At 66.2% G+C, this 17,014-nt stretch carries 10 protein-coding genes; 8 read left to right on the plus strand and 2 right to left on the minus strand.

Annotated elements, in window-relative coordinates; translation table 11 throughout:
* Positions 1-99 precede the first annotated feature (99 nt).
* Both ACXJKC_RS19375 and ettA read left to right on the plus strand, forming a co-directional pair.
* On the plus strand, positions 100-549 hold the full coding sequence (locus ACXJKC_RS19375) for a single-stranded DNA-binding protein (RefSeq protein ID WP_456698387.1): 450 nt from the start codon (positions 100-102) through the stop codon (positions 547-549).
* A gap of 53 nt (positions 550-602) precedes the next feature.
* Positions 603-2,285 carry an energy-dependent translational throttle protein EttA gene (gene ettA, locus ACXJKC_RS19380; protein ID WP_456698388.1) on the plus strand — a complete coding sequence of 561 codons (1,683 nt, stop codon included), beginning with the start codon at positions 603-605 and terminating at the stop codon, positions 2,283-2,285.
* A gap of 16 nt (positions 2,286-2,301) precedes the next feature.
* Here the strand turns inward: ettA and ACXJKC_RS19385 are convergent, their stop codons facing one another.
* Positions 2,302-2,775 (minus strand): MarR family winged helix-turn-helix transcriptional regulator, encoded by a 474-nt coding sequence (locus ACXJKC_RS19385; RefSeq protein WP_456698389.1) that lies wholly within the window; start codon positions 2,773-2,775, stop codon positions 2,302-2,304.
* A gap of 98 nt (positions 2,776-2,873) precedes the next feature.
* Here ACXJKC_RS19385 and ACXJKC_RS19390 point away from each other — a divergent pair, with 98 nt between their 5' ends.
* Positions 2,874-3,413 carry a YceI family protein gene (locus tag ACXJKC_RS19390; RefSeq protein ID WP_456698390.1) on the plus strand — a complete coding sequence of 180 codons (540 nt, stop codon included), beginning with the start codon at positions 2,874-2,876 and terminating at the stop codon, positions 3,411-3,413.
* A 3-nt stretch (positions 3,414-3,416) separates the two neighbouring features.
* On the opposite strand, the gene ACXJKC_RS19395 is transcribed toward ACXJKC_RS19390, so the two are convergent.
* A complete protein-coding gene (locus ACXJKC_RS19395; RefSeq protein WP_456698391.1) occupies positions 3,417-3,992 on the minus strand; it encodes a TetR/AcrR family transcriptional regulator in 576 nt (191 codons plus the stop codon).
* Positions 3,993-4,096: 104 nt separating this feature from the next.
* Here ACXJKC_RS19395 and ACXJKC_RS19400 point away from each other — a divergent pair, with 104 nt between their 5' ends.
* From ACXJKC_RS19400 to acpS, 5 genes are all read left to right on the plus strand, one after another.
* A complete protein-coding gene (locus tag ACXJKC_RS19400) occupies positions 4,097-5,242 on the plus strand; it encodes an acyl-CoA dehydrogenase family protein (RefSeq protein WP_456698392.1) in 1,146 nt (381 codons plus the stop codon).
* 46 nt (positions 5,243-5,288) lie between these two features.
* Positions 5,289-6,506, plus strand: a complete 1,218-nt coding sequence (locus ACXJKC_RS19405; protein ID WP_456698393.1) for an acetyl-CoA C-acetyltransferase — start codon at positions 5,289-5,291, stop codon at positions 6,504-6,506.
* Entirely contained in the window at positions 6,503-7,288 is a 786-nt protein-coding gene (locus tag ACXJKC_RS19410) for an SDR family oxidoreductase (RefSeq protein ID WP_456698394.1), read from the plus strand. The genes ACXJKC_RS19405 and ACXJKC_RS19410 overlap by 4 nt, the downstream gene beginning before the upstream one ends.
* A gap of 260 nt (positions 7,289-7,548) precedes the next feature.
* The gene (locus ACXJKC_RS19415; protein WP_456698395.1) at positions 7,549-16,581 is read left to right on the plus strand and encodes a fatty acid synthase subunit beta domain-containing protein; all 9,033 of its coding nucleotides are present in this window, start codon (positions 7,549-7,551) and stop codon (positions 16,579-16,581) included.
* Positions 16,578-16,967, plus strand: coding sequence for a holo-ACP synthase AcpS (gene acpS / locus ACXJKC_RS19420; RefSeq protein WP_456698396.1), 390 nt, complete (start codon positions 16,578-16,580; stop codon positions 16,965-16,967). The genes ACXJKC_RS19415 and acpS overlap by 4 nt, the downstream gene beginning before the upstream one ends.
* Positions 16,968-17,014: the final 47 nt, after the last annotated feature.

Genomic DNA, 17,014 nt, shown 5'->3' on the forward strand with positions numbered 1-17,014 from the left:
GGCAAGGTGCTGTTGGTCGTCCACAGCCGCGCGCAGACGTCTTGGCGCGGTCATACCGCGAGGGCCAGGCTGGTGTTTCTGACCTCGAAGGAGACTGCCATGTCGAACGACAACATCTTGACCTTTCACGGACATATCGGCACGCCCGTCGTATTGCGCGAGGGGGCCAGCGTCCCGTGGGTGCTGTTCCGGGTCGCATCGACGCCGAGCTACTGGGATCAACCGACCCGTTCCTGGCGCGACCTGCCGACGACCTGGATGTCGGTCAAAGCCTTCCGCCAGCTCGCCCAGAATGCTTCCGACTCGTTGCAAGTCGGTGATCCGGTGGTCGTGACCGGGCGGCTGCGCACCGAGTTGTGGTCGACCAAAGAGGGGGAGGAGCGCGAAAGTACGGTTCTTGAGGCGACGTTGATCGCCCACGACCTCAACCGTGGAGTGACGCGATTCCGCAAAGTCGAGCGCAATCAGGTCGTGGCGTCGGCCAGTGACGGTACCGCTGAGGCGCTTGCCGAACTGGAGAGCCAACCGGCCGATGTTCCGGCGGCATGAACCGGCCATGACCGGCGTGGGCTGCTTGCAGGGCTCTCGTTAGTCTTGACCCTATGGCCGAATACGTCTTCACTCTCCGCAACGTCCGCATGAAGCTGGGCGAGAAGCTCGTCCTCGACGACGTCACGCTCTCGTTCCTGCACGGCGCCAAGATCGGTGTGGTCGGTCCCAACGGCACCGGCAAGTCGACGCTGTTCAAGATCATGGCCGGCATGGTCCAGCCCAATAACGGCGACGCCATCAAGGACCCCGAGGCCTCGGTCGGCATCTTGCTGCAGGAGCCGCCGTTGAGCGAGGGCAAGACCGTGCTCGAGAACGTCGAGGAGGCCGTCGCCGACGTCAAGGGCAAGCTCGATCGGTTCAACCAGATCAGCGTGGAACTGGCCGACCCCGATGCCGATTACGACAAGCTGCTGCCCGAGATGGGCGATCTGCAGACTGACCTCGATCACGCGAATGCATGGGATCTGGACTCCCGCCTTGCCCAGGCCATGGACGCCCTGCGCTGCCCGCCGCCGGATGAGCTCGTCGATCACCTGTCCGGAGGTGAGCGCCGCCGCGTCGCGCTCTGCAAGCTCCTGCTCGAGCAGCCTGATCTGCTGCTGCTCGATGAGCCCACCAACCACTTGGACGCTGAGAGCGTGCTGTGGCTCGAGCAGCACCTGGCGTCCTACCCCGGCGCGGTGCTGGCGATCACCCACGATCGCTACTTTCTCGACAACGTCGCCGAATGGATCCTCGAGCTCGACCGCGGCAAGACCCACCCGTACGAGGGCAACTACTCGACGTACTTGGAGACCAAGCAGCAGCGCCTCATCGTCGAGGGCAAGAAGGACGCCAAGCGCGCCAAGATCCTGGCCAAGGAACTCGAGTGGGTGCGGTCGAACGCCAAGGCCCGCCAGGTCAAGAACCAGGCCCGTCTGAGTCGGTACGAGGAGATGGCGGCCGAGGCCGAGCGCGGTCGCAAGCTCGACTTCGAGGAGATCAACATCCCGGCCGGTCCGCGCCTCGGCGATGTCGTCCTCAACGCCAAGGATCTGCACAAGAGCTTCGGCGAGCGCGAGCTGTTCGACGGACTGACGTTCGATCTACCGCGGGCCGGCATCGTCGGAGTTGTCGGCCCCAACGGTGTCGGCAAGTCGACGCTGTTCCGGATGATCGTCGGCGAGGAGAAGCCCGACAGCGGAACGCTCGAAGTCGGTCAGACGGTCAAGATCTCGTATGTCGATCAGAGCCGTGGCGGCATCGACGACAAGCTCAACATCTGGCAGCTCGTGTCGGGGGAGCTCGATTTCATCAAGGTCGCCAACTTCGAGGTGCCCAGCCGCGCATACGTCGCTTCGTTCGGCTTCAAGGGCCCCGACCAGCAGAAGCAGGTCAAGGTCCTGTCGGGAGGTGAGCGCAACCGCCTGAACCTCGCGCTGACACTCAAGATGGGCGGCAACCTGTTGTTGCTCGATGAGCCCACCAACGACCTCGACGTCGAGACTTTGCAGTCACTCGAAGACGCTCTGCTGGACTTCCCCGGCTGTGCCGTGGTCGTCTCGCACGACAGGTGGTTCCTCGACCGCGTCGCGACGCATATCTTGGCGTGGGAGGGCAATGCCGACAACCCGGCCAACTGGTTCTGGTTCGAGGGCAACTTCGCCGACTACGAGGTCAACAAGGTCGCACGTCTGGGTGAAGAAGCCGCCCGTCCGCACAGCGTCACCTACCGCAAGCTCACCCGCGACTGACCAAGGGCGGCGGGGGTTAGAACCTCTTGCCCTGGAGCTTTTCCTGGACTTTGTCCATGATCCGTCCGAGCGCGCGGAAATCTTCTGGATCGGCGTTCTCGATCAGGTAGTCGTTGACACCTCTGACGTGGGTGTGGGCGGCCTGCTCGAGGACGCTGAAACCGTGTTCGGTCAGTACCGCCGATACGCCCCGACCGTCGTCTGAGCACTGGCCTCGTCGGACGATGCCTTCGCGTTCGAGGCGCGCGATCGTGTGCGTCACCCGACTGCGGGAGTGGGAGACGGCATCGGCGAGCTCAGCCATGCGGATCGACCGGTCGGGAGCCTCCGAGAGCCTGACGAGGATCTCGTACTCGGGCATCGACAGGCCGTGCTGGTTGCGCAGGTCGCGATCCAGGCGATCGGTCAGGACTGTCGTAGCACCGAGGAACGCCCGCCAGACGTGCTGCTGCTCGGAGTCGAGCCAAGGTGTCTCTGCGCCGCTGTTCATGTGATCTACCCTACTAGTCGGTATTGTTGATTGAATCTTCAACCATGTGTTACGGTAGTCTAGTTGAAGCATCAACCACAATCTTTCAAGGAGTCACCATGGGCAACATCACCGCCGGTACCTGGAACCTCGATCCGACCCACACCGAGGTCGGCTTCACGGTCCGCCACCTCATGAGCAAGGTGCGCGGCAAGTTCGAGACGTTCGAGGGCACGCTCGTCACGGCCGATGACGTCACTGCCTCCTCGGTCAACGTCAAGATCGACCTCAGCTCGATCAATACCGGAACTGCTGATCGCGACGCGCACCTTCGCTCGGGCGACTTCTTCGGCGTCGACACCTACCCGACCATGACGTTCACCTCGACGGGCGTCATTGACAAGGGTGACAACGAGTTCGTTGTCACCGGTGACCTCGCGATCAAGGACGTCACCAAGCCGGTCGAGCTCACGGTCGATTTCCTCGGTGAGGGCGGCGACCCGTGGGGCGGCACGCGTGTGGGCGTCGAAGCCACCACCACGATCAGCCGCAAGGAGTTCGGCATCGACTTCAACATCCCCGTCGGTGGCGATTCGGTGATGATCGGTGACAAGATCTCGATCAACATCGTTGCCGAGGCCGTGCTGCAGCAGGCCTGAACCTCAGGTGCGAAGCGTCATCCGCACAGCGAGATCGGCGTGTAGCGTCGCAAGTTCATGACTCGATCGTGAGCCGCCTGGTTTGAACCACCGCACAAGATCGACGCCGAGAGAAAGTACCGAGAACGCTGTTCCGGGAACGTCATCGGCCTCCAGGACGCCCTGGCTGACCCCGTCGGCCAGGGCGTCCTGCATGGTCTTTTCGATATTGCGCCGATAGACCGCGATCTCGGCACGGTGCTCGGGCGTCAGAGCGTGGTACTCGTACTGGACGATGCGTCCGACGCGGCTGTGGTCGGCGTGCCAGAGGCTGAATTCGTAGACCATATTGCGCAGCCGAACGATCGGATCGGTGCTGGAATCGGCAGCCGACGTCAGGATCTCCAAGGTTTCACGGTGCCCGTCGAGGCTCACGGTGAACAGCAGGCTCTCCTTGGAGTCGTGGTGCACGTAGACGGCGGCCGGGCTCATACCTGCACGAGACGCGATGTCGCGCGTTGTCGTTGCAGCGAATCCTTTTTCGGCGAATGCCTCGACGGCGGCATTGAGCAGTCGTTCACGTGCAGTGACGGTCGTCATGATGTGGCCTCCTTAGGTTGACAGCATGGCGGAGGGACAGCATGCTAAGCAAGCGCTTAGTACTCGATTCCTTCGAAGTTCTTCACCTTAAGGCAGGCCAGCAGATGAAACGGACGATCTTCAGTGACGATCATGAGGCGTTCCGCGACTCCTGTGCGGCCTTCCTGGCCAAGCACGCCACCCCGAATCTCGAGGCATACCTCGACGACAAGGCGCTGCCGCGCGAGTTCTGGCTGGCGGCCGGTGGCGAAGGATTCCTCGGTTTGGAGATCCCTGAGGAGTTCGGGGGAGCAGGCGCCGAAGACTTCCGCTTCAATGCGGTGTGGGGCGAAGAGCTGAGCAAGCTCAATGCCGCCCTGGCCTCATGCGTCGCGATCCACGTTGATATCGCGGTGCCGTACATCGTCGACCTGGGCACCGACGAGCAGAAGCAGCGCTGGCTGCCCGGTTGTGCCTCCGGCGAGATCCTTACCGCGATCGGCATGACCGAACCCGGCGGCGGGTCCGATCTGGCGGCGCTGCGCACCACTGCTGTCCGCGATGGCGATGCCTGGGTCATCAACGGCTCCAAGACGTTCATCACGAACGGCTTCTCGGCAGATCTCATCATCACGGCCGTGCGGACGTCCCCCGAGAAGGGCGCCAAGGGAATCAGCCTTTTCGGTATCGAGGCCACCGACCCGGGCTTCAGTCGCGGTCGCAAGCTCGACAAGGTCGGGCAGGGTGAGGCCGACACGGCCGAACTGTTCTTCGAGAACATCCGTCTCGGCGATGACCGGTTGATCGGCGAGGTCGACATGGGCTTCATCTACATGATGCAGCGACTGCCGCAAGAACGGCTCAGCTGCTCGGTCGCGAACGTCGCCCACGCCAAGCAGATCTTGGCCGAGACGATCCAGTACGCCCAGGACCGCAAAGCATTCGGTCAGGCGATCGGCAGTCTGCAGCACAACAAGTTCCTCCTGGCCGAGCTCGTGACGCAGATCGAGGTGGCCGAGGCGTACGTCGACCAGGCCGTCTTGGCCCACACTACGGGGGATGCGACCGCGATCGATGCGGCCAAGGCCAAGTGGTGGTCGTCGCAGGTGCAGAACGAAGTGCTCGACCACTGTGTGCAGCTGCACGGTGGCTACGGCTTCATGAACGAATACCGGGTTGCCCGTGCGTGGCGTGATGCCCGCGTCACGAAGATCTGGGCCGGCTCCAACGAGATCATGAAAGAGCTCATCGGTCGCGATCTCGGCTTTTGATTCCTACCGTTTGAACAAGTCCACCATCGGAAAGAAGTGAGACGCAATGCCCGAAGCAGTCATCGTATCCACCGCCCGCTCGCCGATCGGCCGTGCCGTCAAGGGTTCGCTGAAGGAAATGCGCCCTGACGATCTGACCGTGCAGATGCTCCAGGCGGCGCTCGCCAAGGTGCCCGGACTGGATCCCCGCGACATCACCGATCTGCACCTGGGCGTCGGCCAGCCCGCTGGCGAATCCGGTCACAACCTGGCGCGCGTCGTGGCCGTCATGTCGGGGCTCGATCACTTGCCCGGCGTGACGGTCCACCGTTACTGCTCTTCATCGCTGCAGACGACCCGCATGGCCTACCACGCGATCAAGGCCGGCGAGGGCGACGCGTTCATCTCTGCCGGCGTCGAAACCGTCAGTCGGTTCGGAAACGGATTCGCCGATATCCCCGGTTCGGAGAACCCGGTCTTCGCCGACGCGATCGCGCGTACGGCCAAGCGTGCCGAAGGTGGCGCGGCCACCTGGACCGACCCGCGCGAAGGCGGCGAGCTGCCCGATCTGTACATCGCGATGGGCCAGACTGCCGAGAACGTCGCCCAGCATCTCGGCATGAGTCGTCAGGAGCAGGACGAATTCGGTGTGCGCAGCCAGAACCTGGCCGAGCAGGGCATCGCCAACGGCTTCTGGGCCAAGGACATCACTCCCGTCACGCTGCCCGACGGCACGGTCGTCAGCACCGATGACGGCCCACGTGCCGGCGTGACGCTGGAAGGCATCAGCGGCCTCAAGCCGGTGTTCCGTCCCGACGGCACCGTCACGGCCGGCAACTGCTGTGCGCTCAACGACGGCGCTGCGGCCGTCGTCATCATGAGCGACACCAAGGCCAAGGAGCTGGGGCTGACGCCGCTGGCTCGTATCGTGTCGACTGCTGTCACGGGCCTGTCTCCGGAGATCATGGGCCTCGGCCCGGTCGAGGCGATTCCGGCGGCGCTGCGCAATGCCGGCATGGGCATCGACGACATCGATCTGTATGAGATCAACGAGGCATTCGCCGTCCAGGCGTGGGGTTCGGCGAAGGTGCTCGGCATCCCCATGGACAAGCTCAACGTCAACGGCGGGGCGATCGCGGTCGGTCACCCGTTCGGTATGACCGGTGCGCGCATCACGAGCACGCTGATCAACTCGCTGCAGCACCACGACAAGCAGTTCGGCGTCGAGTCGATGTGCGTCGGTGGCGGCATGGGCATGGCGATGGTGTTGGAGCGTTTGTCTTGAGCGGACAGAGTTTGAGCGGACAGAGTACGACGGGTCGTTTCGACGGCAAGGTTGCGATCGTCACCGGCGCCAGTCGAGGTATCGGTTTCGCGGTCGCGGAACGTTTCGTCGCCGATGGTGGACGGGTGTGCATCACTGCTCGCAAGCCTGAGGCTCTCGCCGAGGCCGTGACGGCGCTGGGCGGTCCCGACAAGGCGATGTTCGTCGCGGGCGCGGCTGACAACGCCGAACACCAGGACGAGGTCATCGCCAAGACGATCGAGACCTTCGGCGGCCTGGACTTCCTGGTCAACAACACCGGCATCAATCCGGCGTACGGCAAGATGATCGACATCGATCTCGAGGTCGCGAACAAGATCTTCCGCGTCAACGTCGTGGCGGCGATCGGTTGGGCTCAGAAGGCGTACCGGGCGTCATTGGCCGAGAACGGCGGTGCGATCGTCAACATCGCGTCAGTCGCCGGTCAGCGTCCGGCGCCGGGGATCGGCACCTATGGTGCGTCGAAGGCGGCGCTGATCCACGTGACGCAGGAGCTCGCGCTCGAACTCGGCCCCGACATCCGGGTCAACGCGGTCGCTCCGGCGGTCGTGAAGACCAAGTTCGCCGAAGCGTTGTACGAGGGGCGTGAGGACGAGGTCGCGGCACCGTATGCGCTCAAGCGCTTGGGCTTGCCCGACGACATCGGCTCGGTTGTGACCTTCTTGCTGTCGGAGGACTCAGGCTGGATGACGGGTCAGACCCTGACGATCGACGGAGGAGTCCTCCTCGGCGGAGGCGTCTAACCCCCACGCTCGCGAGTCACTGAAACACAGTCGGCGAGTCACTCAATTACCTACCGCGAGAGGCAAAATATCTCGCGGCACGTGACTGGGTGACTCGCCGTAGGTAATTAAGTGACTCGCGAGCATTGCGTCTGGGGTGACTCACGCCACAGCAGAAACATGAGGTTTTCCTCGCGTTAAAGTTGAGGAAGTCCTCATGTTTTGCGAAGATGGTGGGTAACGACCGTCGATCCAGCGACGGCAGTACCGAGGGATTCCACGTGACGACGATTGACACCACGCCTGCCACGAGCCAGACCACCGAACGCCGCGGAGCACTTGTCGACCGCCTCCTCGCCGGAACGCCGTACGCGATCGCCTTCGGCGGTCAGGGCGCGCCGTGGCTAGAGCCACTCGCAGGTCTGATCCGTGACTTCGCCCTCGATGCTGAACTCGAACAGCTGGTATCGCAGGCTGAAGAGCGCATCGCGGCAGTGTCGACCGAACTCGCCCGCGTCGGCGTCACGTTCACCCCGCTGGCTTGGGCCGATGTCTTGGCCTCTGCTGAGTCCGCCGACGACGAAGACGCCCCCGCCCTGCCGACCTCCGAGGTGCTGGATACACCCGGAGCGTCGATACCCGGCATCCTGCTCGCCCAGCTCGCCGGTATCCGCGCGCTGCACCGTCAGGGTATCGATCCGCAGGCCGTCGCCCCGGCCGCTGTCATCGGCCACTCGCAGGGCTACCTTGCGACTCAGTCGCTGGCCGGCGTCCCCGACGTCGAGTTGCTGGCTGTCGCCCGCCTGATGGGTGCGGCGGCGCAGTTGGTCGGACGTCGCCGCGGCCTCCTAGGTTCGACGATGTTGAGTGTCTCCAACGTCGCGCCCGACATGATCGACGAGATCCTGGCCGAACTGCCCTCCTCCCTGCGGATCGTCTCGCGTCTGCGCAACGGACGCCGCAGCGTCGTGCTGTCCGGCCCGGCCGACAGTCTGGCGATCGTCCAGGCCCGCTTCGAAGAGATCGCCGCCGCGGAGAAGGCCGAGCGTGACCGCAAGACAACCGGTGGAACGCCGTTCGCCCCGGTCGTCGAGCAGTTGCCGGCGCTACTGGCATTCCACCACCCCGATCTCGCCGAGGCCGCCGACCTCGTCGCCGGCTGGGCCGAGACCTGCGGGATCGACGCCGACCTGGCACGCACCCTCACGATGCGGTCGATCGTCGATCCCGTCGATTGGGTCGCCTCGCTGGAGCAGGCCATGGATGCCGGCGCTTCCTGGATCCTCGACCTCGGCCCCGGCGATATCGCTGCACGCCTTTCAGCCCGCGAGCTGCGCATCCGCGGCGCGAACATCATCGCCACGACGACCCGACGTGGTCATCGTGAGCTCACGGCTGCCGGCGCCGCGCCGCGTCCTACGACTCCGTGGTCGGCGTACGAGCCGACCGTCGTGACGCTGCCCGACGGGACGCTGCACGCCGAAACCCGTTTCACTCGCCTGACCGGCAAGTCGCCGATCCTGCTGGCCGGTATGACGCCGACGACCGTCGACCCCAAGATCGTCGCCGCTGCCGCGAATGCCGGCTTCTGGGCCGAGCTCGCAGGCGGCGGCCAGGTCACCGAAGACATCTTCGCCGATCACGTCGCCCAGCTCGACGAACTGCTGACACCCGGCAGCACCTACCAGTTCAACTCGCTGTTCCTCGACCCCTACCTGTGGAAGCTGCAGCTGGGGCAGAAGCGTCTCGTGCAGCGCGCCCGCGCGGCCGGCTCGCCGATCGATGCGGTCATCGTGACGGCCGGGATCCCAGAACTCGACGACGCCGTCGCGCTCGTCGAGGAACTGCACGAGGCCTCGATCGCACACGTCGTGTTCAAGCCCGGCACGGTCAAGCAGATCCGCCAGGTCATCGCGATCGCCAAGGCCGTCGCGCCGACGCCGACGATCGTCCAGATCGAAGGCGGCAAGGCCGGCGGACACCATTCGTGGGAGGAGCTCGACGATCTCCTGCTCGCGACCTACGGTGAGCTGCGCGCCCTCGACAATGTCGTGGTCTGCGTCGGCGGCGGAATCGGTACGCCCGAGGTCGCCTCGGCGTATCTGACCGGTGAGTGGGCCCGTCGCCACGGCTTCCCCCTCATGCCCCTGGACGGCATCCTGGTCGGCACCGCTGCGATGGCGACGCTCGAGGCGACCACCTCGCCTGCCGTCAAGCAGATGCTCGTCGACACCCGCGGCACCGGCTCGTGGGTCGGCGCCGGAACCGCGAAGGGCGGTATGGCATCGGGTCGTAGCCAGCTCGGCGCCGATATCCACGAGATCGACAACACCGCGTCGCGGACGGGCCGACTGCTCGATGACGTTGCAGGAGACGCCGACGCGGTCGCGGCACGTCGCGACGAGATCATCGAGGCGCTGAACCGCACGGCCAAGCCGTACTTCGGCGATGTCGACACCATGACGTACGCCCAGTGGCTCACGCGTTTCGTCGAACTGTCGGGCACGCCGACGTGGCTCGACGTCTCGCTGCGCAATCGCTTCTTCGCGATGTTGCAGCGTGCCGAGGCTCGTCTCCACGACGCCGATCGCGGCGAGATCGCCACGCTGTTCGCCGACGCGACCACGGTCGAAGACGGAGCCGCCGCACTGGCGAAGCTGCTTGAGACCTACCCGAGCGCCTCGGAAATCGTGCTTCACCCCGCCGACATCCTGTTCTTCGTCGATCAGTGCCGCACGCCGGGCAAGCCGGTCAACTTCGTGCCCGTGCTCGACCAGGACGTCCGCCGTTGGTGGCGTTCGGACTCGCTGTGGCAGGCGCACGATCCGCGCTACGCCGCCGACGAGGTCTGCATCATCCCCGGCACCGTGTCCGTCGCGGGTATCGAGCGCGTCGACGAGCCCGTCGCCGAACTGTTGCGCCGCTTCGAGGACGCGACGATCGACGGACTGCTCGCCGCCGGGCGGTCGCCGCACCGTGTCGCTGGACGCCGTCGCGTCGATGACGCCGGTTCGGTGCTGTCCCTCGTACTTGCCTCGCCCGATCTCGTGTGGGCGGGTCGCACGGTCCGCAATCCCGTCCACCGTCTCGGTGACGAATGGGTCATCGTCGACGCGCAGCGCGCCGAACACCCCGAAACCGGAGCCGCGCTCGTCCAGGTGGACGCTCAGACCGCCGAACTGACGGTCCCGATGGCACGACCGTTGACGCTGCGCATCACGGTGGGCGAGTCGGTCCTGACCGGTGCATCGCCGGTCGTGGCGACCGACAGTGCCGTCGAGGCCATGAGCACGTTGCTGGTCGGCGCCGCCGGGGGCGATGTCCCGGTTGTCAACGAGGGACGCGCGAGCGTCGCTGTCGACTGGAATCCCGATCTGGTGGCCGACCACGCGGGTGTGACGGGTGCGAACGTCCCGGTCCACCCCGCGCCCGACGTCCTGGTGGGCCTGGCCTGGCCGTCGGTGTTCGCCGTGATCGGCGATGCCAAGACCGCTGCGGGTCTGCCCGTCATCGAGGGCATGCTCGATCTGGTCCACCTCGACCACGCGATCGCGTTGACAGGTGCTTTGCCGACCGTCCCGTCGAGCCTGATCATCGCCGCCGACCTCGACTCGATCGAGGACACCGATTTCGGTCGGGTCGTCTCGGTCGACGTCACGATCTCTTCGGGCGACGGCGATGTCGCCACGCTGCGTGAACGATTCGCGATCCGCGGACGCACCGGCGCCGGCACTCTCGCCGACCCGGAGCGCGCCGGTGGAACGCTGGGCGACGACGTCCGCGACACACCGCGCAAGTCACGCGGCTCCGCGACTCTGGCCGCGCCAACCGATCTGCGCGCCTTCGCAGCCGTCACGGGCGATCACAATCCGATCCACACGAACGTGGCTGCTGCCCGCCTCGCTGGACTCGGCGCCCCGATCGTTCACGGTATGTGGATCTCGGCTGCTGCTCAGCAGGTGGTTAGTCAGCGCGGTGTCAGCGACCGCAAGATCACGGGCTGGACGACGCGCTTCATGTCGCCGCTCGCACCGGGTGCGACCGTCACGATCTCCGCCGACCGCGTCGGCCTCGACGCCGGTGCCGAGGTCGTCGACGTCACAGTTCGCGCCGGGGGAGAGGTCGTCATGTCGGCGACTGCTCGCCTCGAAGCTCCCCGCACGGCGTACGCCTTCCCGGGTCAGGGCATCCAGCACAAGGGCATGGGCATGGCCGCCTACCAGCGGTCGAAGGCCGCCCGTGAGATCTGGGACCGTGCCGACGCACACACCCGCGAGGCTCTCGGCTTCTCGATCCTGACCGTCGTACGGGACAACCCGACGACGCTGGTGACGCGCGGCGTCACGCACAAGCACCCCGACGGTGTGCTGTTCCTGACCCAGTTCACGCAGGTCGCAATGGCGGTGCTCGGTGCCGCTCAGATGGCCGAACTGCGCGAGTCGGGCAACTTCGTCGAGGGCTCGATCCTCGCCGGGCACTCCGTCGGTGAGTACAACGCTCTCGCGGCCGTCTCCGGCGTCATCCCCCTGGAAGCTGTCGTCGAGGTCGTGTTCCAGCGCGGCTCGGTCATGCACGGACTCGTCCCGCGTGATGCGGCAGGTCGCAGCAACTATCGTCTCGCCGCGATCCGTCCCTCGCAGATCGGTCTGAGCGACAGCAACGTCACGGCCTTCGTCGACGGTGTCGCTGCCGAGACCGGCGAGTTCCTGCAGATCGTCAACTACAACCTCAAGGACTCGCAGTACGCGATCGCCGGCACCGTCAAGGGCCTCGAAGTCCTGGAGAAGCGGGTCAACAAGCGCCGCGAGGAGTTCAAGGGCAAGGGTGCATTCATCCTGGTTCCGGGCATCGACGTGCCGTTCCACTCCACGGTGCTGCACGGCGGCGTGCCGGACTTCCGCGCGCGTCTGACCGAGCTGCTGCCTGCCACGATCGATCCGGCGATCCTCGCCGGCCGGTACGTGCCCAACCTGGTGCCGCGGCCCTTCACGCTCGACCGCGCCTTCCTGCAGGAGATCGCCGATCTCGTGCCGTCCGAGCCGCTCAACGAGGTGCTCGCGGACTATGCCGCGTGGGCGAGCCGTCCCGGCGAGCTGTGCCGCGTCGTGTTGATCGAGCTGCTGGCCTGGCAGTTCGCCAGCCCGGTGCGTTGGATCGAGACGCAGGACCTGTTCTTCACCCCCGTCGAGGACGGCGGACTCGGTGTCGAGCGGTTCATCGAGATCGGTGTCGGCCAGTCGCCGACCGTCGCGAACCTGGCAGCGTCGACCCTCAAGCTGCCCGGACGTTTCGGTCCCGCGGTGCAGGTGCTCAACTTCGAGCGCGATGTCGCTGCGGTGTTCTCCACCGACGAAGAGCAGGCCCCCCTCGATGACACGAGTGTGGAAGATGAGACCCCGGCTTCCTCGTCGGTTGAGCCTGTCGGAACCACAGCTTCTGCTGCACCCGCTGCGGTGGCGACCAGCAGCGGACCGCGCCCGGCCGACCTGACGTTCGACGCCGCCGATGCCACCAAGGTGCTGATCGCCTGGTGGACCAAGATGCGCCTCGACCAGATCGGTGCCGCCGACTCGATCGAGTCGCTGTGTGACGGTGCGTCGTCGCGCCGCAACCAGCTGCTCGTCGACCTCGGTGGTGAGCTCGGCCTCGGTGCGATCGACGGTGCGGCCGACGCCGACATCCCGTCGCTGTCGGCCCAGGTCAAGGGCCTGGCACGTGGCTACAAGGCCTTCGGTCCGGTACTGACAGAGGCACTCGGCGACCACCTCAAGAAGGTGCTCGGTCCGACCGGCAAGCGTCAGGCCGCGATCGCCGAACGCGTCACGGACGTCTGGCAGCTCGGCCCCGGCTGGGCCAGTCATGTCCTGGCGGAGCTCGCGATGTCGACCCGTGAGGGTTCGAGTGTCCGCGGCGGAGCATACGGTTCGCTGTCGATCGCTTCGGGTGCCGATGTCGACGCCGCGGTGGACGCGAGTGTCCAGGCCGTCGGCGCACGCCATGGCGTCGCGGTCGACATGCCGTCCTCGGGCGGGGGAGAGGCCACGATCGATGCGGCCGCCCTCGGAGAGTTCACGGCACAGATCACTGGTCCGGACGGCGTTCTCGCCTCCTCGGCACGCCTGGTTCTCGATCAGCTGGGACTCACCGAGACCCCCACGGTGATCGAGCCCGACGCGGCCGACGCCGAGGTGCTGGCCCGGGTCGAGGCCGAACTCGGCAGCGATTGGGCCAAGCTCACCGCGCCGGCGTTCAATGAGCAGCATGCGGTCCTATTCGACGACCGCTGGGCGAGTGCACGCGAAGATCTGGCGCGTCTGGCTGTCGGCCAGACCGTGGACGCCTCGTTCGTCGGGGCCGGCAAGGTCGTCGCAGCGCAGGCCACCTGGTGGGGTGCCCAGTCGCAGGATGCTCAGCTTCGGGAACGGTTCAATCAGATCGCGCAGGAAGCGCTGCAGGCTTCGGACGGCCAGTGGGCCGCCGAGCTCGCGGTCGTGACCGGCGCCAGCAAGGGTTCGATTGCCGCAGGCATTGTTGGACAGCTGCTCGCAGGCGGTGCGACAGTCGTCGCGACGACGTCGGGCATGGGGCCGGCGAAGCTGGAGTTCTTCAAGCAGCTCTACCGCACGCACGCCGTCAACGGTGCCGCTCTGTGGGTCGTCCCGGCCAATATGGCTTCGTTCTCAGACGTCGACTCGCTGTCGGACTGGATCAGCTCGGAGCAGACCCAGACCCGCGCGGGTGCCACGACGGTGCTGAAGCCGGCCATGACGCCGACGCTGCTGTTCCCGTTCGCGGCCGGACCGGTTGCCGGTGACCTGCGCGATGCAGGCAGCCGCACCGAGGTCGACATGCGCATCCTGCTGTGGTCGGTCGAGCGTCTGATCGGGGCGCTCTCGGCGCACGGTCAGGATCACGACATCGACGCCAAGCTGCACGTCGTCCTGCCCGGCTCGCCAAACCGCGGAATGTTCGGCGGGGACGGCGGCTACGGCGAGGCCAAGTCCGCCCTCGACGCGCTCGTCACCCGCTGGTCGGCCGAGCGCACATGGGGCGAGCGGGTCACCTTGGCCCACGCGATCATCGGCTGGGTACGTGGCACCGGGCTCATGGGTGCGAACGATCCGCTCATCGAAGCGGTCGAAGCCGCTGGCGTCCGTACTTGGACGACCGCCGAGATGGCTGCGGCCCTGCTCGACACCTGCTCGACGGCATCACGTGTCGCCGCGCTGGACGAGCCGCTGACGGTCGACCTGACCGGTGGTCTGGGCGGCACCCGCATCGACATGAAGGCGCTCGCCGAGGGCATCGAACGTCCGGTGGCTCCGGCCAAGGACGAGACTCCGACGATCACGGCGCTGGCACCATCGCCGGCGCAGCTCGATCGGGTCGAAGAGCTCGACTGGGCGCCCGTCACAGCGCGTCCCGAAGACCTCGTGGTCATCGTCGGCGCGGGTGAACTCGGGCCGTACGGTTCGGCTCGCACCCGGTTCGAGGTCGAGGTCTCCGACGAGCTGTCGGCTGCCGGCGTGCTCGAACTCGCCTGGTCGACCGGGCTCGTCAGCTGGGACGCCGCCGGTGGCGGCTGGTTCGACACCGCGACACAGGAGAAGGTCGACGAGGCCGATCTGGTCGAGCGCTACGAGGAGACCGTCCGCGAAGCAGTCGGCATCCGCCGCTACGTCGATGAAGGTTCGATGGTCGACAACGCAGCACCGCTGCTGACCTCGGTCTTCCTCGACAAGGATCTGTCCTTCACGGTGGGCAATGAGGCCGAGGCCCGCGCGCTGCGTGACGCCGACCCCGAGCGCACGGTCATCGCGGCCACCGCCGACGGCGACTGGACAGTCACCCGCAAGGCCGGCACCGAGATCCGGGTTCCGCGCCGCATGAAGCTGACCCGTACGGTCGGCGGCCAGATCCCGACCGGGTTCGATCCCACGGTGTGGGGCGTCCCGGCCGAGATGGTCGAATCGATCGACCGGGTCGCGCTGTGGAACCTGATCTGCACCGTCGACGCCTTCTTGTCGAGCGGCTTCACGCCGTCCGAACTCATGAAGTGGGTCCACCCCGCGCTGGTCGCCAACACGCAGGGCACCGGTATGGGCGGCATGCAGTCGATGCAGTCGCTGTACATCGACACGCTGCTGGGTGAGTCGAAGGCCAATGACATCTTGCAGGAGGCGCTGCCCAACGTCATCGCGGCGCACGTCGTGCAGTCGTACGTCGGCTCGTACGGCGCGATGGTGCATCCGGTGGCCGCCTGTGCCACGACGGCCGTCTCGGTCGAGGAGGGCGTCGACAAGATCCGTCTCGGCAAGGCGCAGTTCGTCGTGTCGGGTGGCTTCGACGACCTGTCGGTGGAAGGCATTGTCGGCTTCGCGGACATGTCGGCCACGGCCGACTCGGGCGCCATGAAGGCCAAGGGGCTCGAAGACAAGTACTTCAGCCGCGGCAACGACCGTCGCTACGGCGGATTCGTCGAGTCGCAGGGTGGTGGCACGATCCTGCTGGCGCGTGGCGACGTCGCTGCGGCGATGGGGCTGCCGGTGCTCGGAGTCGTGGCGTATGCCGGATCGTTCGCGGACGGCGTGCACACGTCGATTCCGGCGCCCGGCATCGGTGCTCTGGCGGCCGGACTCGGTGGACGTGAGTCGGCGCTGGCCCGTGGTCTGGCCCAGGTCGGTCTGACCGCCGATGACGTCGCGGTGCTGTCGAAGCACGACACGTCGACCGGCGTCAACGAACGCAATGAGTCCGAGCTGCACGAACGTCTCGCCGCTGCGATCGGTCGAAGCGATGGCAATCCGCTGTTCGTCATCTCGCAGAAGACCATCACGGGTCACGCGAAGGGCGGCGCGGCGGCGTTCCAGATCATCGGGCTCTGCCAGGTGCTGTCGGGCGGCGTCATCCCGCCGAACCGCAGCCTCGACTGCGTCATGGACGATCTGGCCGAGCATGAGCATCTCGTGTGGCTGCGTCAGCCGCTCGCGACGGGAGCGTTGAAGGCCGGACTCGTCACGAGCCTCGGCTTCGGGCACGTCGCCGGCCTGTTGGCGATCGTCCACCCACAAGCATTCCTCGCAACCTTGTCTGCCGCGGACCGTGACGCGTACGCCCAGCGTGCGCAGGCCCGCAGCATCGAGGGCCGGATGCGGATCGTCCGGGCGATGTACGGGGGCCCCTCCCTGTACGAACGCCCGGCGGACCGTCGTCTCGGCAGCGAGGGAGTGCGGACCCGTGAGGCAGGAATGCTTCTGGATCCGCAGGCACGGCTCGGGGAGGACGGCGCCTACTTCGGCGTTGCCTGCCAGTGACGATTCTCGGTGTCGGTGTCGATCTGGTCCACGTTCCCTCATTCGCGGACCAGCTGGAACGACCCGGCACCGGATTCGAAGTTGTGTTTCTTCCCGGAGAAAGAAGTGATGCGCGGAGCCATCCCTCCGGCTCCGCGCGTCACTTCGCCGCCCGCTGGGCGGTCAAGGAAGCTGTGATCAAAGCCTGGTCCGCCTCGTTGTACGGCGAGGCGCCGGTCATGGACGAGAACGTCCACCATCTGATCGAGCTCGTGAAGGATGCCTGGGGGCGGCCGCGCGTGCGCCTTCACGGCGAGGTGGCCAAGCACCTGGAGGGTTGCACCGTCGACGTCTCACTGAGCCACGACGGCGACTACGCGATCGCCTACGTGGTCCTCCACCGCTGACGGTTTACCACGGTCCCGCGGCAAACCGACTCTGCCCGCGGGAAGCT

This window comes from Aeromicrobium sp. P5_D10 (genome assembly GCF_054049535.1).